Genomic DNA, 26,059 nt, shown 5'->3' on the forward strand with positions numbered 1-26,059 from the left:
GCCGGAATGAGGTGGGGAATGGGGCGCTAACCGGGCCGATGAGCCCTCTGGAGCCCTCAGCTGACCGATCGCGTTGCGGTGCTGGGGAGCGCGTGGTAAGGGGGGCCCGCTTTGGCTTCTGGGTGGCCCTGGAGCCACCCCACTTCAGAGGACTGAAGAGTTCATGGAAATCCGCGCCGACGAGATCAGCAGAATCATCCGGGAGCAGATCAAGGACTACGGCAAGAAGGTCACCGTTGCCGAGACTGGCACCGTGCTCTCCGTGGGCGACGGTATCGCCCGTATCTACGGCCTGGAGAGCGTGCAGGCCGGCGAGCTCGTTGAGTTCCAGAACGGCGTCCGCGGCCTGGTGCTCAACCTCGAGGAGGACAACGTCGGCGTGGCCATCATGGGCGAGTTCCGTGACATCCGCGAGGGCGACTCCTGCAAGCGCACCTCTCAGATTGCCTCGGTGCCGGTGGGCAAGGGCCTGCTGGGCCGCGTGGTGAACGCGCTCGGCGAGCCGCTGGACGGCAAGGGTCCCATCCAGTCCACCGAGAACCGCCGCCTGGAGATCAAGGCCCCCGGCATCGTCAAGCGCAAGAGCGTGCACGAGCCCCTGCAGACGGGCCTCAAGGCGCTGGACGCCCTGGTGCCGATCGGCCGCGGTCAGCGCGAGCTCATCATCGGTGACCGCCAGACGGGCAAGACGGCCGTCGCGCTGGACACCATCCTCAACCAGAAGGGCCAGAACGTTTACTGCATCTACGTGGCCATCGGGCAGAAGCAGTCCACGGTGGCGCAGGTGGTGGACAAGCTCTCCCGGTTCGGCGCCATGGAGTACACCACGGTGGTGGCCGCCAACGCCTCGGACCCGGCGCCCATGCAGTTCTTCGCGCCGTACACCGGCGTGACGATGGGCGAGTACTTCCGCGACAACAAGATGCACGCGCTCATCATCTACGACGACCTGTCCAAGCAGGCCGTGGCCTACCGCCAGCTGTCGCTGCTGCTGCGCCGGCCGCCGGGGCGCGAGGCCTACCCGGGTGACGTGTTCTACATCCACAGCCGTCTGCTGGAGCGCGCCGCGAAGCTGTCCGACGCCGAGGGCGCCGGCTCGCTCACCGCGCTGCCCATCATCGAGACGCAGGCCGGCGACGTGTCCGCCTACATCCCGACGAACGTCATCTCCATCACCGACGGGCAGATCTTCCTCGAGACGGACCTGTTCTTCGCCGGCGTGCGTCCGGCCATCAACGTGGGTCTCTCGGTGTCGCGCGTGGGTGGCGCGGCGCAGATCAAGGCCATGCGGCAGGTGGCAGGCTCCATGAAGCTGGAGCTGGCGCAGTACCGCGAGCTGGCGGCCTTCGCGCAGTTCGGCTCGGACCTGGACAAGGCCACCCAGGAGACGCTGGCGCGCGGCGCCCGCCTGGTGGAGCTGCTCAAGCAGGGCCAGTACGAGCCCCTGCCCGTCGAGAAGCAGGTCATGCAGATCTACGCGGCGACGAACAAGGACGACCCGAACAAGCGCGGGTGGATCCGCAACGTGCCGGTGGCGGACGTGCCGCGCTACATGCGCGAGTTCAACGAGTTCATGGACGGCAAGCACCCGCAGGTGGCCAAGGACATCGCCTCCAAGCGCGAGCTCACCGCCGACATCAAGTCCGCGCTGAACAAGGGCATCGGCGAGTTCAACGAGGTGTTCCAGCCCACGCCGGGCGCCAAGGCCTAAGCACCGAGGCTCCCGCCTGAAGCGAACGAGGCCCCGCTCCCTCCCTGGGACGCGGGGCTTCGTGCTTTGGGCGTCCATGCTTTGGGGAGCGGGCTACTTCGAGGGCGGTGGAGTCTTCTGGGGCTCCCACTTGCGGGTGGACTCGCCGATGGCCTCCTCGGGCCACTCCATGCCGCTGGGGACGACGATGGCGCCAGCCTCGGCGGCGGGCTTGTCTGGCAGCGCGGCGGGCTCGAGCACACCGGGCGAGAAGGAGACGAACTGCGCCTCGTACTCGTAGATGCGCCCTGCGGCACCCTTGCGCTCCACGGGGCGCGAGAGGATGACCGCGTCCGCGCCCGACTGGCACACCGTGTCGCGCAGCAGCGCCTTGCGGCCCTTCGCCCCCTGCCACTCGTTGCCGGTGAGGCTCAGCAGGCCGATGACTTCGTACTCCTGCGGCGGCTCGCGCTGCTCGTAGACCTCGAACTGGCAGTCGGCGGGCTTGGGCGGGCGCTCGGCGAAGAGGCGCATGTCATGGAGCTGACCCGAGGTGGCACACGCTCCAGACAGCGCGGCCGCGGCGGCGAGGGACAGGATTCGGGTGGGGCGCATGGGCTCCTCTCGGTCTGTGGCGTTCAACGACAGCCAGGACCGCCCATATCGCCCCAGGTGTGACTTGGGCCCGTGCTCAGCCGCGCAGCCGGGGGAGAATGCCCCGCAGGCTCCGGTCCACGCCGCCGCGAGGCCCCAGCTGCTCCATGGCCTTCACCTCGTACGGGAGCGAGTTGTCGCGCGCGACGAACTGCACGTGCGCCCCGAGCGCCGCCGGCAGCGCGAGGTCCAGCTCATAGATGTCGCCGGCCACCAGTGTGGCCTCGGGGCTCGTGCCCGTCCGCTTCCAGATGTCGCTCAGCGCCTCGTAGTACCGGCCGCGCCGCAGGTAGACGGGGCGCGGCAGCAGGCCCTGGGCGAAGGAGATGGACTCGGGCAGGGCAGCGAAGCGCGCATCCGAGGGCTGAGGCTCCTCGATGAGGTACTTGCGCGCATCGCCCTTCACCTGGAGCCGCTCGCGGCCCTTGGGCGCCAGCTTGTCGAGCTTGGCATCCACCAAGTCCGTGTGCGCGTTGGTCACCACCCAGATGGGCAACCCCGTGGCGAGCAGCGCCTCGAGGACTTCCTTCGCCTCGGGCTTGAAGGCCATGCCGGTCAGCTTGTAGGCCTCCCGGTAGAGCGTCTGGAGGGCCTCGTGGCGCTCGGCCTCGACGGGGAACGCGTTGTAGCGTCCCATGAGCTGACGGGCCACGCAGTTGGACAGCAGGTACGGATCCGCCGTGGCCGGTGCCACGGTGCGGCCTCCCACGTCCCAACCGAACGCGTGCGCGCCAGCGAGCACCGCAGCCTCCTCGTCGCGCCATACAGCTTCGAGGGTGGACGGATCCTTTCCGAGCATCTCCGCCAAGTGGCTCTTGAAGTGGCGAACGAAGGGTGCGCCCTCCGCCGCGACATCGGTGAAGGTTCCGTCGAAGTCCAGCACCACGCACCCAATGGCCATGCCTCTCCTGCGCTCCTCCAAAAAGGGGACGAACCGGATACCACGTCCCACCCTCTGGAGCGAAGTGGGCGAGGAGACGCGGTTGGTTGGAAGAGGCAGGGGCGACGCGCTGCGGCACGAAGCTTCGGCCGCCAAACCCTCTAAGGATGTGGCAGAGCGCCGCCGCTGCTCGCCTTGAGGCCCACCCCTGGAAGGCCGCTAGCGTTGGGACTCCAACAATTCGGCAGCGGAGGCCGGCATGGAGGCAGCCCGAAGCGCAGCGGAGTGGCGACGCAAGCCGTGGCTGCCGTGGGCGCTTCTGGCGGGGGTGGGGGTGGCGGCGGCAGGAGGGGGGCTGATGGCCTCCCAGTCGGTCTCAGCGCTGCTGGAGCGCAATGCCCAGCTGGAGCAGCAGGCGCTGGAATCCGAGGCACGGGTGGAAGAGCTGCAGCTGCTGCGCGCGAGCATGGAGCGCCGGCTGAAAGTGCTGGAGCAGTCCCAGACGGGCACCACGGCTCAGCATGAGAGCGAGTCGAAGAAGGCGCGTGAGGCAGACGCACAGTTCGCCCGGCGCGAGGCGGCCCGGCAGACACTGGAGAAGAAGCTGAAGGCGGAGCTGGCGCAAGGCGACGTGTGGCTCGATGCGTCCCGCCCCGAGTCCCTGCGCGTGGAGCTCTCCGAGCGGCTCCTCTTCGAGCCCGGCCAGTCCGCACTGCTGCCCAAGGGCCAGGAGGTGCTCACGCGTGTGGGCACGGTGCTGGCCTCCGTGGGAGGCCATGCGGTGCAGGTGTCCTCGCACACGGACGAGATGCCCTCCGCTCCGGGTGGCGAGACCACCGAAACGAGCTGGGAGCTGTCCTCCAGGAGAGCCACCACGGTGGTCCGCGCGCTGCTCGGGGCGCCCGTGAGCATGGCGCCGGAGCGGCTGAGCGCCACGGGTCAGGCCTCGTTCCGGCCCGAGGTGCCGATGGACTCGCCGCAGAACCGGCTGCGCAACCGGCGCGTGGAGTTGGAGCTGACGCCCATGCCCGTGCCCCCGGCGTCGCTGCTCGCGGTGCTCGAGCCCACGCCGCCCCCCCTCGTCACCGCGAAGGCGCAGCCCGACCCAGCCAAGTCCGGCAAGCGCTCCGGCCGGCGCTGAGCTCAGCAACTCAACGGTCCCCCTCCCCGCCACAAACCCGGAGCACCTCCTCCCACTGCATTCGCGAGCACCGCTCGAGGAACTGTGCGCTGGCCTCTTCCTTGTCCCGGAGGGTGGCTGCTTTTTCGGAGGCACTCTGGAGTGCTGCATCGAAGCGCTGACGGGCCTCGCTGGCCAGCCTCCGCACGTCCACGGGGCTGGCAAGGTAGGCCGCAGCCAACCCTCCCGGCCGGGTGAGCTCCTCATAGGCGCTGCGCAGCCGGCCAAATCCCTGAGGGTCCTGGTGAGGCGGGTGACGCGCCAGCGCCGCGAAATAAGCGCGCTTGATGGTGGCGACATCCAGGGTGGGCTGGAGGCCCAACACGACGAAGGGATCTTCTGAAGTCTTCATCAGGAGGTTCCCTCTCCCGTGGGAGGCTTCACCAGGGACAACTTCCTGGAGCGCTTGCGCTGAACTGGCGTCTTCGACGACTCCTTGTTCTTCGAGGCCTTGGGCTTGCGCGGGCGAACCCGATGCATGCGTGCCAGCATCTGCGCGTGCTTCACGGCAGGAGAGGACACGGCGGGGGGCTGCCCCGAAAAAGCCTGGAGGAAGGCTTCCAGCAGGGGCAGCAGATGTTTCAAAGGAGCCCCCTTGCGCTCGCAGGCCACCACCGCCTCGGCGAGCGCCTGCACATCCTTCGAGCGCTGCTCCAGCCAGCGGGCCCGGGTACGCCGGGAGAGTTCCTCCCTCCCGGTCCCATCCATCGCCAGCAAGACGTCCAGGTAGGCCGCATCACTGCCGCGGGCATCCAGATAGCGCGTGGCGGCGTCCCACGCCTCCGCGTCCGAGGAGGCCTGAATCACCGCCTCGTTCAAGAACTCCACCTGGTAGGGCAACATCCGAGGAGCAAACCGGCGCCAGATGCGAAGTCCCTCGGGTGACAGCTCCATGAGGGCCTCGGCTTGCTGGAGCATCCCTCCCATCTCCAGCAATCTCTCCGCAGCCTCCACGCTGTGCGCGCCTCGCAGCAGGCGCTCCAGTTGCTGCTTCACCTTCGTGTCACGCGTCCGGTCCAGCAAGATCACCACCGCGTGGCTCAACAAGTACTTGAGCTCCTCGTCGGCAGCCTCCCAGCAGGCATCGACCCAGGACTCCACCAGCTCGCGCTTGAACGTGGCGGCCACGCACTCCGTCAACGCAACGCGCTCGGAGTGTTCGGCCGCCGCCAGCCAGGACAACAAGGCCGGCAGCTGCGCCCGAAGCAGCCGGCTCAGCCCCTCCTGAAGCCAGCCTGGGGCCAGGGCCGCCTCGGGGTCGCGCTCGTCCCACAGGAGCACGGCCCGAGCCCACAGCGCGGCATTAGGCTCCAAGAGCAACAGCGCCTCACACAGACGCAAGGCCCGGGGCAAGGCGGCATCGGAGAAGCGCACCCCGGACACGGCCTGCACCACCCAGTGCCGGGTGTCTGGTGGAAACGCCGCAGCTTGAGCCAGCGCACACCAGGGCTCGGCTTCTTCCTCGCGTGAGATTCCATCGGGCGGAAGCCCTCCCGTCACCACCCTCAGGGCCTGCAGCGCCAGGGAGGCGATGGCCGGCGAGTCCCTCACCTCTCCCGCGGCCCGCGCCAACAGCAAGGCAGGCTCCCGCAACCCCTCCACCCTCTGTGCCGCCTCCACCCGGAGCCACAGCTCGCGCGCGGCCAGCTGCGCGGCCAGCTCCCACACCGCCCGGCCCATCGAGTCAGGAACCTCTCGTGCCCATATCTGCACGCGGTTGGCGAACACGGAGTAGGGTTCCCTCGCATACAGCGCCAGAACAGCCCCTTCCACGGCCTCAGCCGTGCGAGGCCGCATCAGATGGGCATGCGGCCGTGCGGGCTCGACACCCAAGCGCGGATCCACGGCAGGCAGACACGCGAGGAGGGGCGCTACGGACTCGGCAGCGGGGTCCCCCTCCGTGGAGAGCCATGCTTCCACGGCTCCGGCCAGCTCGGGCGCGCGCGACTGGCCCTCTGCGGCCAGGGGCTGCCACAGCCTGCGAGCCCGCGCCCACTCGCGGGCACGGCTTGCGGCCCACATCAGCGGCCAGTAGGTGGCCCGAGCCTCTTCGGGCTCCACGCCATGCTCCACGAGTCCTGGCTCCACATCCGCTCGCGCGGCCAGCGTCCCGAGCATCCCCCAGGCACCACGACGGTGCTGCTCACGCACGGCTCCCCGAAACAGCTCGGCCGCACGGGGAAGCAGGCCGTCCCGGAGCGGCCTGGGCAGCCGGAGCAACACGGGCAAGGCGCCCTCCAGGTCTCCTCGCTCCAGATACTTCCGCGCGTCCTCGTGCCACCGGCGATGCTGGCGCTCTTCGCGGTCGTGCCGGGCCATCTCAGGGCTCCAGATGCTGCGGCTCGTGCTCGAGGAAGAAGTCCAACAAGGCCTCTTCGGCACGCTCCCGTGCCAGGCCCTCGCTCTGTGCGTACCGCTCCAGCAGGAGCTGAAGCGCGGCGCGTGGCGCAGGCGCGAGCTGCTCGAGCAACGCCCGCCCCTTGCGCACCACGGCGCTCTGCTCCGCCGCTGGAACCTGGGCGCCCTTGCCTGCGTCAGCGACCGACAACGCCACGGTCTTCGCATTGGCCGTGCCAGGCTGGCTGACGAAGACCTTCACCACGCCATTGAGGTCATACGAGAACTCCACCCTCACCGGAGACTCCGCGGGCTGCCGCTCGAGCGGAAAGTCAAAGCTTCCCACCCGCGTGTTCTCCGAGACCCGAGGGGACTCGCCCTGGAAGACATCGACCTGAATCCGCTCCTGTTCGGGTAACAAGGTGTAGAATTCCTGGACTCTCACCGCGGGCATCACCGTGTTGCGGCGAATGACCGGGGCAAAGGTGTCCGGCTCAGCCCGCAGCTCGTCGCCCTCACCGAAGACGCGGACCCCCAGGCTGTGGGAGGCCACATCCACGAGGATGCGGTCCACCGGCTCACCTGTCAGAAGCCCTGCTTGGATGGCGGCGCCCAGCCCCACCGCCAGATCTGGATCCACCTCCTCGTGGATGTCGGCGCCGAATGCGTCCTCGAGAAGCTCCCGCACCCGGGGAATCCGGGTCGAGCCCCCCACCAGGCAGATCCGCGACAAGGCTTGCCCCTCAAGCGAGGCCTCCCGAACCACCTGTCGAGCCAGCGTCACGGTGGACTCGAGCAGCGGCTCGATGAGCGCCTCGAACGTGCGCCGCCGCACCTCCAGCTCCAAGTGGATGGGCCTTCCTTGAGCATGGGTGAGAAACTCCTCGCGCACGTGCACCGCGATGTCCTGCGACAGGCGGATCTTCGTCTCCTCGGCCAGCCGGCGGAGCCTCGCCATGGCGCGCACGTCCTCGCGAGGATCCACTCCCTGATGGCGCTTGAGCTCCTCCAGGAAGAGCTGAAGCAGCTTGTCGTCGAAGTCGTCACCGCCCAGGCGGGTATTGCCTGCGGTGGCGCGCACCTCGCGCACCCCTTGGAAGACCTCCAGCACCGAGACATCAAAGGTGCCGCCGCCGAGATCATAGATGAGGAGGATCTCCGGCTCGTCACGGCCCGCGGCCTCGGGAGGCAAGAGCCTGTCATAGACGAGCGAGGCGCTGGTCGGCTCGTTGAGCAGCCGCAGCACCTGGAGCCCCGCGCGCTCACCCGCTTCCAAGGTCGCCCGGCGTTGAGCGTCATCGAAATAGGCAGGAACGGTGATGACGACATCCCTCACGGGATGGCCGGTGGCCTTCTCCGCGCCCTGCTTGAGCGCGGAGAGGATGTCGGCGGAGATCTGCTCCGGAGCCAGCTCCTGGCCAGCCAAGGAGTAGCGGTGGGCAGCCATCCCCATCTTGCGCTTCACCGAACGGACACACCGCTCAGGCCATTGCAGCTCGAGGTTGCGGGCCTCACGCCCCACCACGACCCGCTCATCCATATAGAGCACCACCGAGGGCACAATAGGGCTGCCATCAATGGGCAAGGCCACGGGGCGGCCCTCGACAAGGTGGGCGATGACCGAGTTGGTGGTGCCAAGATCGATTCCAAAGGCATGGCTCATGGACGGTTCCTCACGGTGATGGCTTCGCCCTCTCGAAGAAGGGCTCCGCCCCGAAGGACGGCGGCCCGGACGACGCGCGCAATGGAGCCCTCGGCGAGCCCCGGACGAGGCTCCGTGCCCACGACGCGGAACAGGCGTCCGTCGGGCAGCTGACCGAGGGGCGCCACGCGGGTCATCCCCGCGTGCGAGAGGGAGCGCTCGAGCCGGGCGACGACCCCCTTGAGCCCGGGCGCCAGCGCTGGGTCCGCCAGACGAATGGCTTCCTCCAGCAGATCCAGCGCATCCAACAGCTCGCTCCACTCGGGAGCTACCTGCGAGGGAGCACCAGGAGGCGCGCTCAGGGAGGACAGCAGGGCACTGCGCAGGTCGGCGAACCCCCCTTCCAGCTTGCGCTCCAGTTCCTCGAGCTGAAGCCCCCACCGGGCCTGAGCACGAGCAGACTTCTGGACCGCCTCTGCCAAAGGCGCAGCCCAGGCGGGAGGCGTCCCCGTCGAGTCCGTTTCTTGAGGAAGTTCAGGCACTTGCGGACGTGCCTTCCAAAGACGGCGAAGCCACATAAGCGTTCTCAGCCCTACGACGGGTCCTCACTCAAGGTAACCCATGAAGTAGGGCGCTGCACGCACAACCTGTGACGACCTGACAGATAGGTTGCGGGAGAACCAGGCTTGGCGCCCCCTGACTGGCAGGCTCTGGCCCTCCTGTCCGACAAGCAGACGGGTGGGAACGGGCTGCGCCGGGCAGGCGCATCTCCCAAGAACGGTGGCTGGGAACGCGCGGCTTTCTGCTCAGGCGCCCAACGGCTTCACATCATCGGCGCGGGCGATGCGGCGCAGGTCCGGGAACAGCCACGCCCACAGCAGCACCACGGCACAGGTCCCCACGCCCCCCAGCACCACTGCGGGCACCACGCCGAGCCACTCGGCGGTGAGGCCGGACTCGAACTCGCCCAGCTCGTTGGAGGCGCCGATGAACACCATGTTCACCGCGCTCACGCGTCCGCGCATCTCCGGAGGCGTGGCGAGCTGCACCAGCGTCTGCCGGATGACCACGCTCACCATGTCCGACGCGCCCAGCACCACCAGGGCCACGAGCGACAGCACCAGGTGGCTCGACACCCCAAACACGATGGTGGCCAGGCCAAAGATGGCCACGCACACCAGCATCACCACCCCGGCGTTGCGCCGCAGTGGGAACATGGCCATGGACACCGCGATGAGGGCCGCTCCCACTGCCGGGGCGCTGCGCAGCAGGCCCAGGCCCCAGGGCCCGGTGTGGAGGATCTCTTTGGCGTAGATGGGCAGCAGGGCTGTGGCGCCGCCGAGCAGCATCGCGAAGAGATCCAGCGAGATGGCGCCCAGCACCACCTTCTGCCGCCACACGTAGCGGATGCCACCGAGCAGCCGCTGCCACGAGGTGGCCGCCCGATCCATGCGCCCCGTGCGCACCTCCATGAGCGCGAGCATCGTCGCGGCCACGGCCATCATCGCGGCACAGATGAGGTACACGCCGCTCGCGTGCACGGCGCTGTAGAGCAGGCCGCCCACGGCGGGGCCTGCGATGGTGCCCACCTGGAACACCGTCGAGTTCACCGCCACGGCCTGAGACAGGTGCTGGGCGGGCACCAAGTGGGACACGAGCGACTGGCCCGCGGGCCCCGCGAAGGCGCGCGCGGTGCCAATCAGTACCAGCACGATGTAGAGCGGCCACGTCTCCTTCGTGCCTGTCCACGCCATGCCGAACAGCAGCAGCGCGCACACCACCATGGTGACGTAGCAGCTCAGGAGCACGTTGCGCCGGTCGTGCCGATCCGCCGTGTCTCCCGTGACGAGCGACAGCACCACGGCAGGAAGGAACTGTGCGAGTCCCACATACCCCAGATCGAGTGGGCGCTGGGTGAGGCTATAGACGTGCCACCCCACCGCCACGGACTGCATCTGCACCCCGAGCGTCATGAAGAGGCGGGCGGCCTGGTACAGACGGAAGTCGAGGTGGGCGAAGGCGGAGCGGGCAGATCCCGCGGTCGCACTGTCCATGCAGTGGACATACCCGCCTGGGGCGCGCACTACCAGCACCGCCCCAGGCTTGCTTGCTCGGCCGGATCTGCGGTTTAAATAAATCCCAGCAGGCACCGTCCATGCGCACCGGCCGAGGCCGTGGCGGCCCCCCTGCTCAGGAGTTGGACCGTGTCGTCCATCCGCAATCTGCTGTGTGCCGCGCTGGCCACTGCCGTGCTGTTCTCGGCCCCGAGCGCGGAGGCCCGTTTCGGTAAGCGCTCCAGCTCGAGCGACTCCTCCGAGAAGAAGTCCCACGACGACAACGACGACGCCCCGCGCCGCAGCCGTCACCGCAAGTCCTCGGGCTGGGCGTTCCTGGCGGATGTCGTTCTGACGCTCCTCGTCGAAACGCGCCCGGTGGTCTACGCGTCGACGCCGCCCCCTCCTCCTCAGCCGCCGCCGCAGCAGCAGGTCCAGGTGGAGGCCCCTCCCGTCGTGACGCGATCCCGGCCCGCCCGGCCGGAGCCCACCACCAGCGTGCGGCTGGGCGTGGACGGCGCGGCCATGAACACCGTGGGCGGGCTGAGCGCCTTCCTGGGTGTCGAGGGCGTGCGCGCGGGCTTCGATGCGCGAGCGATCGGGCTCCTGATGCCCACGGATGATGGGACGCAGGGCACGGACAACATCACGCTGATGAACCTTCACCTCACCTATGCGCTGGTCGCCACGGAGAGGGCCCGGCTGCGCATCGAGGGCGGCATCAGCACCGCGCACGCGCCGGACATGACGGCGCTGGGCCCCAGCATCGCCCTGTCGCTCGACGCGGGCCTGGTGGGAAACCTGGACCTGGAGCTGCGCGCGCAGGCCACCCCATACCCCTACCGTCAGCTCGATGCGCAGGCGGGGCTGGCGCTCCACCTCAACGCGCTGGTGCTGCGCGGCGGGTGGCGCGGGCTCTACCTGAACGACATGGGCTGGGTGGACGACGTCGTGCACGAGGACGCCTTCGGCGGTCCATTCGTCGGCCTCGGCTTCGCGTTCTAAATGGAGCAGTGAATATTGAGGGGCCGCCTCCCGTCATGCGCCTACGCGCGCGATGTCAGGCGCATCCCCGTCAGGAGGCCGTCCGTGTCCTCTCTCCGCAACGTGCTGGTGGCCGCGGCTGTCATCGGGTTGAGCTTCTCTTCCTCCGAGGCGGAGGCGCGCTTCGGCAAACGCTCCAGCTCGACGGAAGAGAAGAAGTCCAAGGTCCACGACGCCACCGCCGTGGGCGAAGAGTCCTCGTCCTCGGACAGCGACGACGATGACGCCGGGGGAAGTACCTCCTACTCCCCTCCTCCTCGCCGGTCGGAGCCGGGCAATGCGGTCGGCGCCTTCTTCACCCTCCTCGAGATCCTCGCGGATACGCCGTCTCCCCAGACATATGAGACGTATGAGGTGACTTCGACGCGTGTGCCCGCGACCGTCAGTGAGCTCCCCGAGACCGCTTCGACGAGCACTGTGGCCGCAACCCCTTCGGAGAAGCTCGGCTCCAACGTCCGGCTGGGCGTAGATGCCGCCTCCGTGGGAGGTGGCACAGGCATCTCGCTGTTCCTGGCCTTCGAGGGCGAGCGCATGGGCATGGATGTGCGCGGCACCGAGCTGACCCTGCCTACGGATGATGGGACAGCCGGGAGCGACAGCATCAAGCTGGCGAACCTGCACCTGACCTACGCGGTGGTCGCCCGCGAGAACCTGCGCGTGCGCATCGAGGGCGGGCTCAGCGGCGCCCAGGCGCCGGACCTGTCCGTCGCGGCTCCCAGCTTCGCGGTCTCCCTCGAGGGCTGCTTGCTGCCCATGGTGGATGTGGAGCTGCGCGCGCAGGCCACGCCGTTCCCCTATCAGCAGCTCGACGCCCAGGCCGCGCTCGCCCTGCGCCTCCAGGCGCTCGTGGTGCGTGGCGGGTGGCGCGCGCTCTACCTGAACGACAACGGCATGGTGGAGGGCGAGGCGCACTCGGACGCCTTCGGTGGCCCGTTCCTCGGCGCTGGCTTCACGTTCTGATCCGCTGCTGAATTTTCGAGGCAAGCAGCCGTCCAAGCCTGCATCGAGCCGCAAGGCTGACGCCCAGGAGTTGGACCGTGTTTGCTCCCAAGAACCTGCTGTGTGCCGCGCTCGCCGCGAGCCTGTTCTTCTCCGCCTCCAACGCTGAGGCCCGCTTCGGCAAGCGTTCCAACTCCAGTGACTCCGAGCAGCAGAAGGAAGAGAAGAAGAAGGACAAGGAGGAGCGCCGCGAGTCACCCGCTCCCCGAGTCCATGACGCCTCGGCGGTGAACTCGAGCAGCACCCATGGTGCCTCGCCCGTGGGCAGCAGCCGCCCGCCGCCTCCTCCGCCGCCGCGTGTCGTCGTCGTCGAGCCCGCTCACGAGCCGGACTACTACGCGCCCCCTCCGCCGAGCTACTACGTCACTCCCGTCCCGAACTACGTCGCTCCCGCCCCGAGCGTGGAGGTCCACTCACCGCGCAAGGACACCCTCTACAGCCCACTGCGCCTGGGCCTGGAGGCAGGGTCTGCGGGCGGTGGCGCGCAGATGAACCTGTCCCTCGCCATTGAGGGCGAGCAGCTGGGCTTGGAGGGCCGCCTCACGGGGCTCGCGCTGCCCACGGATGATGGCTCGGGAGGCTCGGACTCCATCACCGTGGCCGGCGTGCACCTCACCTACGCCCTCGTCGCGCAGGACCGCCTGCGCTGGCGCGTGGAGGCCGGCTTCACCTCGGCGCACGCCCCGGACCTGATCGTCTACGGTCCCAGCCTCGGCACCTCGTTCGAGGCGCGGCTCGGAGGCCCCCTGGACTTCGAGCTGCGTCTCCAGGGCACGCCCTTCCCGTACCGGCAGGCGGACGCGCAGGCGGCGCTGGCCCTCAAGCTCAACCCATGGGTCCTCCGCGCCGGGTGGCGCACGCTCCTGCTGGACGACGCGGGCCTGGTGGACGGCGAGGTCCACCGGGACGTCTTCACCGGCCCGTTTGTCGGCGCGGGCCTCATCTTCTAACCGGGGCCGGGCGTCACTCCTCCGGGGAGGCGGACATCTCGATCCCCGCGTCCGGCATGGACATGCCCCCCACGGAGGTCTTCTTGCCGCGCCGCTTCGGCGGAGGCGCCAGCTTCGGCTGCATTCCGAAGAGCCGCTCATAGGTCTCCGGCGTATTGATGTTGACCAGCACGCCCGGATCCTTCACGGACACCCTGCGCAGCTTCACACCGTGCAGCGCCGCATCCAGCTGCGTCGCGTTCGAGCCCAGCAGCTGCTCGGCCGCCGCGCGTGACAGCACCACCGGGAAGCCCGGAGCTGCCTCGAACTCGGGCCGCAGCCCCTCGTCTTGCTCACCCATCGCCTTGAGCAGCGACTTGAGCGTCGAGGCACGCACCGCCGGCATGTCCACCGGGTGCAGCAACACCACGTCCGCGCCCTCCTCCAGCGCCGCCGCCAGCCCCGCCTTGATGGAGGACATGGGGCTCTCCTGCCAATGCAGGCTGTCCACCAGCATCAGGCTCGGGTGCTGCTCTCTCACCGCCTCGCCGTCCTTGCCGATGACTGCCATCACCGCGCAGCCCGCCTTGCCGAAGGTGGACGCGAGCGACTGAAGGAAGCTCCTGCCGCCCTCGTGTTCGATGAGCGCCTTGGGGTGGGCCATTCTCCGGGCCTCGCCCGCAGCGAGGATGATCGCCACTGCCTTCATAACCACGCCTCCTCACGGCCCACGCAGGATCGCGGGGCTACGGGCATGAGGCTGGTACCTGTCCGTGAGAATGCAGCCCACCCCAGAGTGTGACCCGTTGGGCAGGCGTCATTCCTGCCCGGCCGTTGTTCGAAAGCAGGTAGGCCCGGGTCGGTGTCCCGTCGACGGGCCAGCAGATGGCAGCCCCGGCGATCCATCCCCACACCCCGCTCCACGCTCAGTGCAACCAGCGCGCACTGCCAGCGGACACCGCCACGGCCTCGATCGGCAGCTCCGGCTCCCCGGTCATTCCTTCCTCCCCGGCGAGCGCCTTGGCAGTCAAAACTTCAGCAATGGGGAGCAGCGGGAGCCGTGCCGCAACGCGGCAAAGTTCCGCCTCCGTCACCTCGCCGATCAGCTCTCCGCGGGATTCCTCCACCACGGGCAGTACCGCCAGCCCGTAGCGCTGCATCACCTGGAGCGCGGCCAACACCGTATCGCTCGGAAACAAGGTGATCGCACGAGAGATGAGGGACTCATTCCGGATGATGCACTTGGCCACGCCAACCTCCACACAGGACTGCCGCCCACGTTCCGGGGAAACCCTTAGGCAAGCCGCGTGCCGATCGATGTGGGTGTATCAACTACCGTGGGGACACAACATCCGACAAGTTTCGAGGATAATGAGAAACAAGCTGATCCACTTCGAAAGATTCCGGACCGGAGCCGCACCACCATGTCCGTCAAACTCACGCCGCCGACTCCGGGTTCGCCCAGACGAACCCCCCAAGAGACGCCCGCCGCATCGACCCAGAAGTCCGACGCCTCCAATCCCCTGGCCAGGCTGGGCCAGGGCCTGCAGCGGGTAGCGCAGCAGGTCGACAAGAACCTCCACCAAGTCGTCGACACGTTCGAGGCCCGCCTCCCCGGAGTGACGGGGCAGGCCGGCGCGGCGACCAAGTCGTGGGAGGGCATCACCCTCACCGGCAAGCCGCTGCAAATCCCGCTCGACAAGCTGCTGGACGTGGACCTGAGCAAGGTCCGCAAGCTGCTCGAGCGCGTGGTGCCGCAGAAGATCCGCGACGACGAGGCCAAGAAGTTCACCGGGCAGACGCAGGACTTCCGGGACACGCTGGGCAAGGTGCGCTCGCTGGGCACGGAGCTGGACATGCTCAAGCCCAACTCGCCTCGGTACAACGAGGTGAAGCAGGCGCTGTCCAAGGCCGAGGGAGACCTGCAGGCGAAGTACGGCTACACGCGAGCCACCGCGCCGAAGCCGGGCGCCATGTGGGTGGATCCGCAGTTCATGGCCAAGGACGTGCCGAACGGCCAGGTGTCCGCCTCGAAGCTGGCCACGGGCACGCCGGTGACGAAGCCGCCCGAGCCGCTGGACTTCCTCTTCGGCGGCAAGCCGGACGGGGCGAAGCAGGCACAGGCGTACCAGGCCTCGGTGGCCGCGAAGCGCGCCGAGCTGGGCATGCCCATCCAGGACGGCAAGCCGATCGGCGTGCACATGAGCCTGGAGGGCGGCGGCGGCAAGGGCAAGCGCTACGCGGCGATGCTCTCCGAGATGCGCCAGCTGGGCGTAGTGCCCACGAGCCTCACGGGCACGTCGGCGGGCTCCATCGCGGCGTCGTTCGCGGCCACGGGGGCCTCGCCCGAGCAGATCGACGCCATCGCCAAGGATCCGCGGCTGCAGAAGCTGTACGACGTGGACCTGGACTTCAAGGACGGCGGGCTCCTCAATGGGCAGGCCGCGTATGACCTCTTCGACTCGAAGCTGCGCGAGCTGACTGGCATCAAGGACCGGCCTGTCACCTTCGCGGACCTGAAGGTGCCGCTGCAGCTGGTGGCGGCCAAGGCCTACGACAGCGCCTCCCCCAACGGCTTCCCCACCACGAAGGACCGGCTCTTCGTCTTCAGCCAGGAGACGACGCCGGACACGCCGGTGGCGCTGGCGATGCGCGCCTCCATGGCCATCCCGGGCGTCTTCGAGCCCGTGCAGATGGTGGACCCCACCACGGGCCGCAGCATGCACCTGACGGACGGTGGCTCGCTGGACAACCTCCCGATGGGCTACGCGAAGAACAACCTGCCGCAGATCGGCGCGGCGCTGCTGAGCCCGGACTCGAACCACCCGACCAACGCGGTGGGCACCGCCAAGCCGCTGCCCACGGGCCAACTGGACGCCACCAACGTGCTGTGGAACGCCGTCAACGGCTACACGTTCCTCAAGGACAACGCCACGGGCGCGGCGGACTTCCGGGACCGGACGGCTCCGGGGGCCAACCAGTTCATGATCAGCCTGCCCACGTGGAACCTGGACAACCCCAAGCAGCAGGACAGCACTCTGGGCTTCGGGTACGACGCCAAGGTGGACCCCATCCTGGACGGGCAGACGCGCGAGGTGACGCGCAACTTCCTGCGCAACTTCCTGGATGACATGCGCGTGCCGGGCTCGCGCGGCACCAACGTCACCACCGACGTGCCGAAGAACCTGCGCTTCCAGGAGCAGGTGACGGTGAACGGGCAGAACTACCAGGTCAGCTACAAGGGCGGGGACAACCTGCTGGCGCTCAACACCTCGACGGGCAAGACGTCCGAGCTGAAGGTGGGCCAGAAGAAGATCGAAGCCATGTACCTGGACCACCTGGCGTTCGGGGACCTGAAGGCGCAGCTCGCCCACTCGATCACCAACCCCAAGAGCGTGAAGCCAGACTGGCTCCCGTTCTAGCGGCGCGGTTCAACTGGGAAGAGGCGCGTGTCGGATTCCTTCTATCAGCAGCGGCTTCCGCAGCCGGCGAAGCGCTCGTGGATGCCGTGGCTGATCACCGTGCTGGTGGTGCTGCTGGCACTGGGAGCGGTGGGATACAGCTATGGCCTCTCCCGCACCGCCCAGACTCGGGCCGACGCGGCGGAGGCCGAGGGCCTCAAGGCCCACGAGCGCGCCAAGGCGGCGGAGCTGGCCCAGCGGGAGCTGGAGGCCAAGCTGGCGGCGATCGACTCGGAGAAGTCGCAGCTGTCCACCCAGCTCACCCAGCTCTCCACCGAGCGCGATCAGCTCTCGCAGGCGGTGCAAGAGAAGGACGCGGAGCTGGCCCGCATCAAGGCCACGTTCCAGGACCTGGAGGAGAAGATGAAGGCGGAGATCGCCGACGGCGAGATCCGTCTGTCGCAAGGCGAGGGCCGCATCCAGGTGGACCTGGTGGACAAGATCCTCTTCGACTCGGGCGAGGCCACCCTCACCGAGCGCGGCGCCAGCGTGCTCACGCGGCTGGGCGCGGTGCTCGCGGGGGTGGAGGGCCGCAGCATCCAGGTGTCGGGACACACGGATGACAGCCCTCCTTCTCAGCGGCTCGCCGCCACGTTCCCCACCAACTGGGAGCTGTCCGTGGCGCGCGCGGTGAACGTGGTGCGCTTCCTTCAGGAGAAGGCGAAACTCCCGGCGCGCCGGCTCGTGGCCTCGGGCTATGGCGAGACGCACCCAGTGGCCAGCAATGCCACGCCCAAGGGCCGTGCGCGCAACCGCCGCATCGAGATCCTTCTCATCCCCGATCTGGCCGCCGCCAAGACGGAGCTCACCGAGGCTGCTGCGAAACCGGCGCCGGGAGCCACGGACGTGCAGCCCACCAAGGCAGCGGTGAAGCCCGGCTCTCATTGAGCTCGCGCCTCACCGCCCGCCTGGGCCACCGGACTACTCCTTCTTCATTCCCTCGAGCATCTTGCGGAAGGTCTTCTCCGCGCCCGCCACTGTCTTCTCCGGACCGGTGAGCTTGAAGAAGACCGCGCCGCTTGGGCCCTCGACGATGGCGCCGATGAGCCGGAAGCTGGGCTTGGGCGTGGCCGGGCCCATCATCGGACCGCCACCCGCGTAGGTGCCCTTCACGTCCACCGTCGTCACCGGGAAGCCCGCGACCGTCTCCTTCTTCGTCTTCGCATCCTTCTCCACGGAGGTGCCATCCGCCTTCTGGAACTGGCTCACCCACCGCTTCACGTTGGCGTCCACGCCGCCGCCCTGGCCCTCGCCAAAGTAGAAGACGGCCAGCTCCGCGCCCTCCGTGTCACCCTTGGCCGCGGGGATGCTGTAGGTCGCCACGCGCATGGGGCGCTCGCCCTGCGCTGTCCACTCAGTGGGAGCCGTCCACTTCAAACCACCCGCCCCCTCGGCGCGGGCTACACCCGCCACCGCGAGGCTCAACATCACGACAGTGAGCATTCGGTTCATACCGTCAGCGTAACCGAAGCCCTCGTGCCGTGCTCGGCTGCCAGTACACGGCAGGCGGCCGAGCGAACATTCAGCCCGCTGCGGGAATGGGCTCGCGCCGCAGCTTGCGCCAGCGGTAGGGGCACTCGCGCAGGTGCAGCACGGAGTCCAGCCGGGCATGGCCCGCGAACATCCCGTCCTGCATCGCCTCGCAGTAGAGCTCCACTGGCTTCACGAAGCGCGCGTTCCACGGCCCCCGGTCGATGGTGAGCACGTACATGTACCCGTCCGCCACGCCGAACGCGTCGTAGCACTCGATGAGCGGATCCTGCAGCGCCTGCAGGCTGGGCCACACCGAACCCACCGGCGGCCCCGCCAGCGGCTGTGTGTCCAGCATCCCCACCAGCTTCCCACCCGGGAATTCGGGCAGCGGATCCACCGCGAAGGAGAGCCGGTCCCCCTCGCGGGCCATCAGCATGTCCGCCTCGCCGAACGCGTGGAACTTGAACTCGGCCAGCGTGTTGCCGATGCGGCGCATCAGCGCGTCATTGGTCTCGCTGCGCACGAAGTAGCCGCCGCGCCGCAAGCGCCCCCGCGCATTGCGGTAGTGCACCGCCGCGCGGTAGCTCACCTGGTAGAAGTTGAAGCCCGCCAGCCCCGCGAGCCCCTGGGGACGCATCTCGCGCAGCGAGGACATCAGCACCTGCACCCACGCGGTGCCCCGGTGCAGCTCGGGCTCCAGCGGCGCGGGCAGCACCTTCGAGAGCTCGGCCGGATCCACCGCGTAGTTCAGTGAGAGCGCCTCCACCCACACCGTCTGCACCTGGGTGAGCCAGGGCACAGAGGGACACTCCTCCATGTCCTCGCTGGAGGGGCTCATGTCCTGGGCGCGCTCGAGCGTGGCGTAGGTCTCCCGCAGCGCCGCGTGCCCGAGCGGGGTCGCCATGTAGAAGCCATCCTCCTCCACCAGCATCCCCCGCTTGCCCAGCGCGCGCAGGGCCGCCGCCACCGCCACGCGAGGCATCTCCGCGCGCTGCAACCGGTCGAGAATCGTCTCCTCCTCGACCCCGAGCGGTTCCATCGCAAGGGTCACCATCACGGCCAGCTCGGGGGGAGTAAGCCGAATCATACGAGTCGCGCCTGAACACCGCCGGTTGCCAGGCGCTTGCGCCGGGCGCGGTGCAGCAAGAGTCCACCGGTGAGCTGGGTGATGAACCACATCCCCCCGAGCACCCCAAAGCCCACCTCGGGCATGCGTGCCAGGCCCAGCGCGGCCAGCGCGTAGATGACCGCGGCCGCGTACCAGGCCCGCCCCATGAGCGCGCCCATGACGGAGAAGGACATGGCGATGAGGATGCACCCCACCGACGGCATGAAGAGCAGGTCCAGCCCCATCATCCAGTTGGCCAGCGCCACCAGCACCATGCCCCCCATGCACGTGGTCCAGATGGACCACACCTGCCGCTCGATGAAAGAGCGCACTCCGGCTGCCTCTTTCCGCTGCAGCCAGAAGATGGTCACCAGGTTGAGGGGGATGACGAGGGCCCAGAGCAGGATGAAGGGGCCCGGCGTGCGGTAACCCTGTTGAAACAGCAGGTGCGTACCGAGAAAGCCTCCGCCGTTGGTGAAGGCGTGGAGGATCCAGATGACACCCCAGTTCTGGAGCGCCGTGTCATCTCGGGCCTGGGTGACGACGCGACGCAGGAGCTGCAAAGCCTCGGCGGCCTCTTCTCGGTTCATTCGCGGCTGGGAGCCTACTCGAAGGAGAAAGCAGGTACGTTACCCTGGATGTGACTCAGTGCGTCACTTTGCAAGGCTTCCGGAACCCTCTGGCACGTGCTACCACCCCCGGCCGCTGCTGTAGTCCCACCTTGGAGGGGGTTACCCAACATGAAGAAGCTGTTGCTCGTCGGGGCATTGACCCTGGGTGCTGCTTCCTGCGCCCCAGATATCAAGCAGGATGAGGCGCCGGATGTCGTGCTCGCGGACTTCAATCCGGCCGGCTCGCCTGTGGTTGTTCCCACACCGAATGACCTGGCCATTGATTCGACCACCGGGTTGGTCAACGCGCCCATTGACCCCAGTGCTCCCGCAGCGCAGCAGGAGTTCACCCGGGACTACCTGAATACGCTCAACGGCTTCCCCACCTCGGTGACGGCGTTCACGAAGATCGCCGACCTGGACAAGACCACCGTCAACACCAACTCGGTGCGGTTCATCGACTTGCTGGCGGGCACGGCCATTGCCACGCCGGCCGTCACGCCGACGATTGCCTATGACGAGGACACGGACCAGCTCATCGTCGCTCCGCCGCCCTCGGGCTGGCCGAAGGGTGGCCGCTATGCCATCGCGCTCGTGGGTGGCGCCAACGGCCTGAAGGGCGTGGGCGGCAAGCAGGTGGTGGGCTCGTCGGTGTGGTCGCTCGCGTCGCTGGAGAAGTCGCTCGTCACCTGCGAGGACCTGACGGCTTCGAACTGTCTGGCCAGCACGGACCTCATTCCCTCCACCAAGACGGACCCGTCCGAGCGCATCAAGGACCAGGCGGCTACCGCGCTGCGCCTGGAGCAGCTGCGCCGCTCGTACAAGCCGCTGCTGGACGCGCTGGTGGCGCAGGGCGTGAACCGCTCGGACATCGTGCTGCTGTGGACCTTCCGCATCATGAACATGCCGGAGGCCACGTTCGACCCGGCCGCCAGCATCATCCCCTTCCCCAACAACATCCTGCTGGCGCGGAACGCGGACGGCACCACGCACCTGAACCTGCCCATCCCGCCGACTGCCCCGCAGTCGCAGAAGGATCTGCTCAACGGGCTGAACACGCTGGACGGGTTCTCCACCACCGCGCCCATCGTCTCGGAGAACAGCGACACGCGCGGCCCCATCGACACGGGTAGCCGCCTGGACGCGAGCAGCGTGGCGGCGGGCACCAAGTTCATCAAGCTGGGCACCGGCGGCACGGCCCCGAGCGTGACGGCGTGCCTGAACTGCGCCTCCAGCAAGAACGCTGACGGCAGCACGCCGAACAACGCGCAGCAGCTCCAGTTCGTGCCGCAGCTTCCGCTGGACGAGAAGTCCACCTACGCGGCGGTGATGACCACGGCCCTGAAGGACGAGCGCGGCCGGCAGGTGGCGCCGTCGGGGCCCTTCGCGCTGATGCGCCTGAGCAGCCCGCTGGTGGTGGACGGCAAGAGCCAGGTGTCGGGCGTGTCGGACGCCAACGCCGCTGCGCTCGAGCCGCTGCGCGCCGGCTTCAAGTCCATGTTTGACGTGCTGGCTCAGGCGGGCATCCCGCGCTCGAAGATTTCGCTGGCGTGGGCCTTCACCACGCAGAGCACGGTGTCCACGCTGCAGAAGCTGTACGCGCTGCCCACGCAGTATGGGGCCGCGGGCCTGCCCAACGCGCCGCTCTACCTGCTGGACGTCACCACCCAGGTGAAGGCTCAAATGGGTGCGCTGCCCAAGGACCACATCGGCAAGATCTTCCAGGGAACGGCCATCGTGCCCTTCGTGCTGACGGACCCGCGCGGCGTCTTTGACCCCACCAAGCCCAAGTTCGAGCGCGCGACTTTCCTGCTGGCGCTGCCCAGCACGGCCGCGCCCGCGAACGGTTACCCCGTCACCATCTTCAGCCACGGCCTCCGGAGCCATAAAGGCACGGTCCTCCCCCTCTTCGATGCCCTGGCCACGGGTGGCCACGCCACCATCGCCATGGACACCGTGTTCCACGGTGACCGCAGCACCTGCGCCGGCATCACCGCGGCCGCTGGACTGGTTGATGGGTCCAACAACCCCATCGACACGCCGGACAAGGCCTGCAACACGGGCTCGACGTGCGATGTGACGCCGACCAGCCCGACCTTTGGCCGGTGCATGCCAGTGGCCCCCACGACCTGCAACCCGACGGTGGCCACCGGTGAGGGAATCTGTGCCGCAGCAGCCCTGGGCCACTGCGTGCCCACCAGCACCACCGACCCGACGGTGGGCGCCTGCGAGGGTGGCTTCAAGTCCAACAGCGGGACGCCGTACATCTCCGGTTGGAACATGCTCAACCTGACCAACCTCTTCGCCACGCGCGACAACTTCCGTCAGCACACGGTCGAGCACGCTCAGTTGGAGCGCGTGCTCACGGCCACGAGCACCACCAGCCTCAACGCCCAGCTCGAGGCGCAGAGCGCCGGCAAGCTCGATGGCACGAAGATCCACTACGTGGGCCAGAGCCTCGGCGGCATCCTGGGGCCCCTGTACACCTCCGCGTCTCCGGTGGTGAAGAACGCGGTGTTCAACGTGCCGGCGGGCGACCTGACGGGCGTGCTGTTCAACTCGCCGGCCTTTGCCCAGGCGAAGGCTGGCTTCATCGCGGCGCTGGGCGCGCAAGGGCTCACCCCGGGCACGCCGGGCTTCGATCAGTTCCTGGTGCTGGGGAAGACCATCCTCGACCCGGCGGATCCCATCAACTACGTCTACGCCGTGGAGAACGGCCCCGCGTCTCCCGCGACAGGCCGCGAGGCGCTGATTCAGTACATCGAGAAGGACCAGGTCTCCCCCAACGCGCAGACCGAGGCGCTCATCGCCGCGGCCAACCGCACCGGAGCGCCGAAGACGGTGAACGTCTCCAAGTTCACGCCCACCGAGGCCGAGCTGCCGCTGGATAAGCGCCACGCGTTCCTGCTCGACTTCCAAGGCAACCCCACGATCACGGGCCAGGCACAGGGCCAGGTGGTCCAGTTCCTCGGCACCGGGGCGCTCCCGTAACCCTCAGCGAGAGAGGACACGTACTCCATGATGAAAAAGACACTCTCTGTCGTAACCCTGCTCGCCGCTGGCCTCAGCCACGCCGCGGGCTTCTCCTTCGACACCCACAGCGGCCGGGCCACCGGCATGTCGTACGCGACCACTGCGGTCACGGACGACTCCACCGCCATCGCCTTCAACGTCTCCAACATCCTGAGCGTGGAGAAGCTCGACATCGCGGTGGGTGACGTCACCACGCTGCCCAAGCTGTCCTTCACCCCTGAGGGCGGCACCAAGCAGAACATGGGCACCACGGTGGTGCCACCGCCCCACCTGTTCGGCGTCTACCGCATCAACGACTCGATGGCCGCCGGCGTGGGCGTCTACGTGCCCTACGCCGCAGGCTCCAACTGGAAGGATGACTTCCCGTTCCGCACGCGGGGCTACTACGCCAAGCTGGCCACGTACTACGTGAGCCCCTCGTTCGCGTACCAGCCGCACAAGAACTTCCGGCTCGGCGTCGGGTTGAATGTCGTCCGCGGCACGGTGGAGATCACCCGGAAGATCAACTTCATCGACAGCGAGGGCACCATCAACCTGGGCGGTGGCGGCTGGGCTCTCGGCTACAACGCGGGCATCAACATCACCCTCCTGGAGAACCTGCTGGACGTCGGCGCCACGTTCCGCAGCCCCACGAAGATCACCTTCAAGGGTCAGGGCGACTTCCAGGACATCCCCCCGGCGTTCCAGACCACGCTGGTGGACCAGGACCTGAAGTCGACGATCACCCTGCCTGGCACGGCGAACCTGGGCGTGGGCTTCACGCCCATCGAGGGCCTGACGCTCGCGTTCGACGCACAACTGGTGCTCTGGTCGACCTTCGAGGAGTTCGGCATCGAGTTCGAGAACCCGGCGCTGACGAACATCGCGGCGAAGAACTGGAAGGACACCTGGAACTTCCGCGTGGGCGCGGAGTACGCCGTGACGAAGAACGTGCTGGTGCGGGTGGGTGCTGCGTATGACCCGATTCCCAGCCCCGAGGACACGCTCACGCCGGAGCTGCCGGATTCCAACCGGTACAAGGCCTCGGCGGGCCTCGGCTTCAAGTTCGATCCGATCCGGGCGGACCTGGGCTACCAGTTCGTCGTCCTGAAGGACACGAAGAGCACGGCGGTGGGCTACGAGGGCACCTACAACGGCAAGGGCCACGTGCTCGGGCTCACGCTCGGTTACTCGATGAAGTAACGAAGCATCGACTGTTGAAGTGAGTTCAAGCCCGGGTTCCTCCTCGCGAGGACCCGGGCTTTCTCTTTGGCATCTATAGGTAGAAAGGGAGTTCCTACCGATTGAGCCGATAGACGTACACATGCCGTACCGGCCTGCTCGGCGGGCTCTCTTCGGCCTCGTCCCAGGCGACGATAGGCACTCCGTCGGGACTGAGGTGAAGAGAAGGATGTGCTGCTCCTGTTGCTCCTGGGTTGGCACTCAATGGGCCGCCCACAGGCACCCATTGCCCATCCGCCCAATGATGAACGTAGATGTTGGTGGTGTTCCCATCCTTACCGGTCCAAGCCACGATGGGGTCTCCTGAGGCATCCGCTGCCAAAACCGGATCATCTATCCCTGAAATGGCAGGATTTGCGTTGATGCCCTCTCCGAGGGGCTCCCACGCAGTCCCCGACCAACGCCTTACGTACAGGTTGCGTGAAGTTCCTCCCTCATCGTCTTCCAGCCATGCCACCATCGGAGCTCCAGTTGGGCCCACCTGGAGGCTCGGTTTCCTTACGCCTGTGGTACCGGGTTTCGCGCTCAGGGCACCACCGATCGGGCTCCATCCTCCTGTCGAGACGCGGCCGACATACAAATCAGAATAGGTACCATTGGACTCGCTCCAGGCGGCGATGGGCTGAGCAGCGCTTCCAAAACTAACAACCGCGTCTAGGACGCTGGTTTGTGATTCCGTACGTGCTTGGAGCTTTCCACTCAACGCCCAGTCCGTACCGGTCCACAGCCCAAAGTAAGCATCACTGGTTGGAGGAGGAAATGATGCATAGCCATCATGCTGTGCCCAGATCACCATGGGGTTTCCTGCCCCATCCAATTGAAGGCTTGGCTTGCTTGCAACTGCAGCAGCTATAAGGCCATTGCTCAGGCGGCCTGTCTCCTGCCACTGACCTTCCCAGCGTGAGATGTACACAAAGGCTCCACCCACGGAGTACCAAGCCACCACAGGACGATCAGTGCTATCCACAGCAAGCGCGGGGGGACCTGCAAATACAATGGTCCAAGAACCAGACACAGCGTCGCCTACTCCTTGCCAACTGGTGCCATTCCAGCGCTGGACGAAGACGTGCGCTTCACTGAATGACTGTCTCGTGGGTGGCCTCTCCAGCCAGGCCACGACTGGGTTCCCACGCGAGTCCAGCGTGAGCGCAGGGGACTCGGCCGGGCTAGAGACAGCACTGCCCTCATCAGCAAAGTGGCTCAGCGAACCTCCCATGGGAAGCCAAGCTGGGTATTTCCAGTTCCATGTCCCTGAATCAGCGACGGCATTTCCGGCTCGGTCCCTCAAAGCACTCAGGTTGACTGAAAATTCGTTGGGGGCGTTGGGCTGAGAGCTCGGAGTGATGGTCAGTTCTGTGCCACCTGAAGAGAGTGACAGGGTCTTGGCCAGCTCGATGGGTGAACCGCTGGTCTGTAGCAAGAGATGCACCTGCGAGTCCGTCACAACCGCTGGGTCGATAGACTCTGAAAACGTCACCCCAATCGGCTCGTGCACGGAGACCTGTTGGGCACCAGGGCTGGGTTGACGCAGCAGCACCTGTGGCGGAGTCCTGTCCACGACCACTTCTCGTGCTTCGCTCATGAAGGTCTGCGCACCTCGGCGTGCTTTCGCCTTCAGTGCATAAGTGCCCTCTGGTTTCGTGGTAAGAGTTCACCGGCTCAAGCAGCCAGAGCAGCCGGAGCGGTCTCGAAGCTCGGGAGTAGCGAGGGAGGCTGGAGGCCGTGGCGGTGCGCCGCCAAGGC

Annotated in this window: 22 protein-coding genes; 9 read left to right on the forward strand and 13 right to left on the reverse strand. The window is 67.6% G+C overall.

Features of this window, described 5'->3' with window-relative positions:
- Positions 1-163: 163 nt before the first annotated feature.
- Entirely contained in the window at positions 164-1,711 is a 1,548-nt protein-coding gene (atpA, locus tag DB31_RS38455) for a F0F1 ATP synthase subunit alpha (RefSeq protein WP_044197592.1), read from the forward strand.
- A gap of 93 nt (positions 1,712-1,804) precedes the next feature.
- Here atpA and DB31_RS38460 read toward each other — a convergent pair whose 3' ends face one another.
- Both DB31_RS38460 and DB31_RS38465 read right to left on the reverse strand, forming a co-directional pair.
- Entirely contained in the window at positions 1,805-2,305 is a 501-nt protein-coding gene (locus DB31_RS38460; protein WP_044197594.1) for a hypothetical protein, read from the reverse strand.
- Between the two features lie 76 nt (positions 2,306-2,381).
- Complete coding sequence (locus DB31_RS38465; protein WP_044197595.1) at positions 2,382-3,245, reverse strand: HAD family hydrolase; 864 nt, start codon at positions 3,243-3,245, stop codon at positions 2,382-2,384.
- Positions 3,246-3,483: 238 nt separating this feature from the next.
- Here DB31_RS38465 and DB31_RS38470 point away from each other — a divergent pair, with 238 nt between their 5' ends.
- Positions 3,484-4,365 (forward strand): OmpA/MotB family protein, encoded by an 882-nt coding sequence (locus DB31_RS38470; RefSeq protein WP_044197598.1) that lies wholly within the window; start codon positions 3,484-3,486, stop codon positions 4,363-4,365.
- A 10-nt stretch (positions 4,366-4,375) separates the two neighbouring features.
- On the opposite strand, the gene DB31_RS38475 is transcribed toward DB31_RS38470, so the two are convergent.
- The 5 genes from DB31_RS38475 to DB31_RS38495 form a co-directional block, all read right to left on the reverse strand.
- Positions 4,376-4,756, reverse strand: coding sequence for a J domain-containing protein (locus tag DB31_RS38475; protein ID WP_044197599.1), 381 nt, complete (start codon positions 4,754-4,756; stop codon positions 4,376-4,378).
- The gene (locus DB31_RS38480; RefSeq protein ID WP_044197601.1) at positions 4,756-6,723 is read right to left on the reverse strand and encodes a DUF6109 family natural product biosynthesis protein; all 1,968 of its coding nucleotides are present in this window, start codon (positions 6,721-6,723) and stop codon (positions 4,756-4,758) included. The genes DB31_RS38475 and DB31_RS38480 overlap by 1 nt, the downstream gene beginning before the upstream one ends.
- A 1-nt stretch (position 6,724) precedes the next feature.
- Complete coding sequence (locus tag DB31_RS38485; RefSeq protein WP_052420582.1) at positions 6,725-8,404, reverse strand: Hsp70 family protein; 1,680 nt, start codon at positions 8,402-8,404, stop codon at positions 6,725-6,727.
- The gene (locus tag DB31_RS38490; protein WP_044197604.1) at positions 8,401-8,865 is read right to left on the reverse strand and encodes a nucleotide exchange factor GrpE; all 465 of its coding nucleotides are present in this window, start codon (positions 8,863-8,865) and stop codon (positions 8,401-8,403) included. Before DB31_RS38490 ends, DB31_RS38485 begins: the two co-directional genes overlap by 4 nt.
- A 324-nt stretch (positions 8,866-9,189) precedes the next feature.
- Positions 9,190-10,437 (reverse strand): MFS transporter, encoded by a 1,248-nt coding sequence (locus DB31_RS38495; protein ID WP_044197606.1) that lies wholly within the window; start codon positions 10,435-10,437, stop codon positions 9,190-9,192.
- Between the two features lie 150 nt (positions 10,438-10,587).
- Here DB31_RS38495 and DB31_RS38500 point away from each other — a divergent pair, with 150 nt between their 5' ends.
- From DB31_RS38500 to DB31_RS38510, 3 genes are all read left to right on the forward strand, one after another.
- Positions 10,588-11,442 (forward strand): hypothetical protein, encoded by an 855-nt coding sequence (locus DB31_RS38500; RefSeq protein ID WP_044197608.1) that lies wholly within the window; start codon positions 10,588-10,590, stop codon positions 11,440-11,442.
- 84 nt (positions 11,443-11,526) lie between these two features.
- Positions 11,527-12,441 carry a hypothetical protein gene (locus DB31_RS38505; RefSeq protein WP_044197610.1) on the forward strand — a complete coding sequence of 305 codons (915 nt, stop codon included), beginning with the start codon at positions 11,527-11,529 and terminating at the stop codon, positions 12,439-12,441.
- Positions 12,442-12,518: 77 nt separating this feature from the next.
- Positions 12,519-13,430 carry a hypothetical protein gene (locus DB31_RS38510; RefSeq protein ID WP_044197612.1) on the forward strand — a complete coding sequence of 304 codons (912 nt, stop codon included), beginning with the start codon at positions 12,519-12,521 and terminating at the stop codon, positions 13,428-13,430.
- Between the two features lie 13 nt (positions 13,431-13,443).
- Here the strand turns inward: DB31_RS38510 and DB31_RS38515 are convergent, their stop codons facing one another.
- Positions 13,444-14,118, reverse strand: coding sequence for a nucleotidyltransferase family protein (locus DB31_RS38515; RefSeq protein WP_044197614.1), 675 nt, complete (start codon positions 14,116-14,118; stop codon positions 13,444-13,446).
- Positions 14,119-14,335: 217 nt separating this feature from the next.
- Complete coding sequence (locus DB31_RS38520) at positions 14,336-14,659, reverse strand: CBS domain-containing protein (protein ID WP_240487140.1); 324 nt, start codon at positions 14,657-14,659, stop codon at positions 14,336-14,338.
- 174 nt (positions 14,660-14,833) lie between these two features.
- On the opposite strand from DB31_RS38520, the gene DB31_RS38525 reads away from it, so the two are divergent.
- Together DB31_RS38525 and DB31_RS38530 are read left to right on the forward strand one after the other, a co-directional pair.
- A complete protein-coding gene (locus DB31_RS38525) occupies positions 14,834-16,831 on the forward strand; it encodes a patatin-like phospholipase family protein (RefSeq protein ID WP_044197616.1) in 1,998 nt (665 codons plus the stop codon).
- Positions 16,832-16,858: 27 nt separating this feature from the next.
- Positions 16,859-17,758 carry an OmpA/MotB family protein gene (locus tag DB31_RS38530; RefSeq protein ID WP_240487142.1) on the forward strand — a complete coding sequence of 300 codons (900 nt, stop codon included), beginning with the start codon at positions 16,859-16,861 and terminating at the stop codon, positions 17,756-17,758.
- A gap of 33 nt (positions 17,759-17,791) precedes the next feature.
- On the opposite strand, the gene DB31_RS38535 is transcribed toward DB31_RS38530, so the two are convergent.
- The 3 genes from DB31_RS38535 to DB31_RS38545 form a co-directional block, all read right to left on the reverse strand.
- Complete coding sequence (locus tag DB31_RS38535) at positions 17,792-18,313, reverse strand: hypothetical protein (RefSeq protein ID WP_240487144.1); 522 nt, start codon at positions 18,311-18,313, stop codon at positions 17,792-17,794.
- A gap of 79 nt (positions 18,314-18,392) precedes the next feature.
- Positions 18,393-19,430: a DUF2071 domain-containing protein gene (locus tag DB31_RS38540; protein ID WP_083969153.1), complete on the reverse strand. Its 1,038-nt coding sequence runs from the start codon at positions 19,428-19,430 to the stop codon at positions 18,393-18,395.
- Positions 19,427-20,041 carry a hypothetical protein gene (locus tag DB31_RS38545; RefSeq protein ID WP_044197620.1) on the reverse strand — a complete coding sequence of 205 codons (615 nt, stop codon included), beginning with the start codon at positions 20,039-20,041 and terminating at the stop codon, positions 19,427-19,429. Before DB31_RS38545 ends, DB31_RS38540 begins: the two co-directional genes overlap by 4 nt.
- Before the next feature lie 150 nt (positions 20,042-20,191).
- Between DB31_RS38545 and DB31_RS38550 the strand changes: the two genes are divergently transcribed.
- Both DB31_RS38550 and DB31_RS38555 read left to right on the forward strand, forming a co-directional pair.
- On the forward strand, positions 20,192-23,053 hold the full coding sequence (locus DB31_RS38550; RefSeq protein ID WP_044197622.1) for a hypothetical protein: 2,862 nt from the start codon (positions 20,192-20,194) through the stop codon (positions 23,051-23,053).
- 27 nt (positions 23,054-23,080) lie between these two features.
- A complete protein-coding gene (locus tag DB31_RS38555) occupies positions 23,081-24,277 on the forward strand; it encodes an OmpP1/FadL family transporter (protein WP_276203683.1) in 1,197 nt (398 codons plus the stop codon).
- 94 nt (positions 24,278-24,371) lie between these two features.
- Here DB31_RS38555 and DB31_RS51730 read toward each other — a convergent pair whose 3' ends face one another.
- Entirely contained in the window at positions 24,372-25,898 is a 1,527-nt protein-coding gene (locus DB31_RS51730; protein ID WP_083969154.1) for an Ig-like domain-containing domain, read from the reverse strand.
- Between the last annotated feature and the right edge of the window lie 161 nt (positions 25,899-26,059).

It is taken from the genome of Hyalangium minutum (assembly GCF_000737315.1).
GTDB classification, from domain to species: Bacteria; Myxococcota; Myxococcia; order Myxococcales; family Myxococcaceae; genus Hyalangium; species Hyalangium minutum.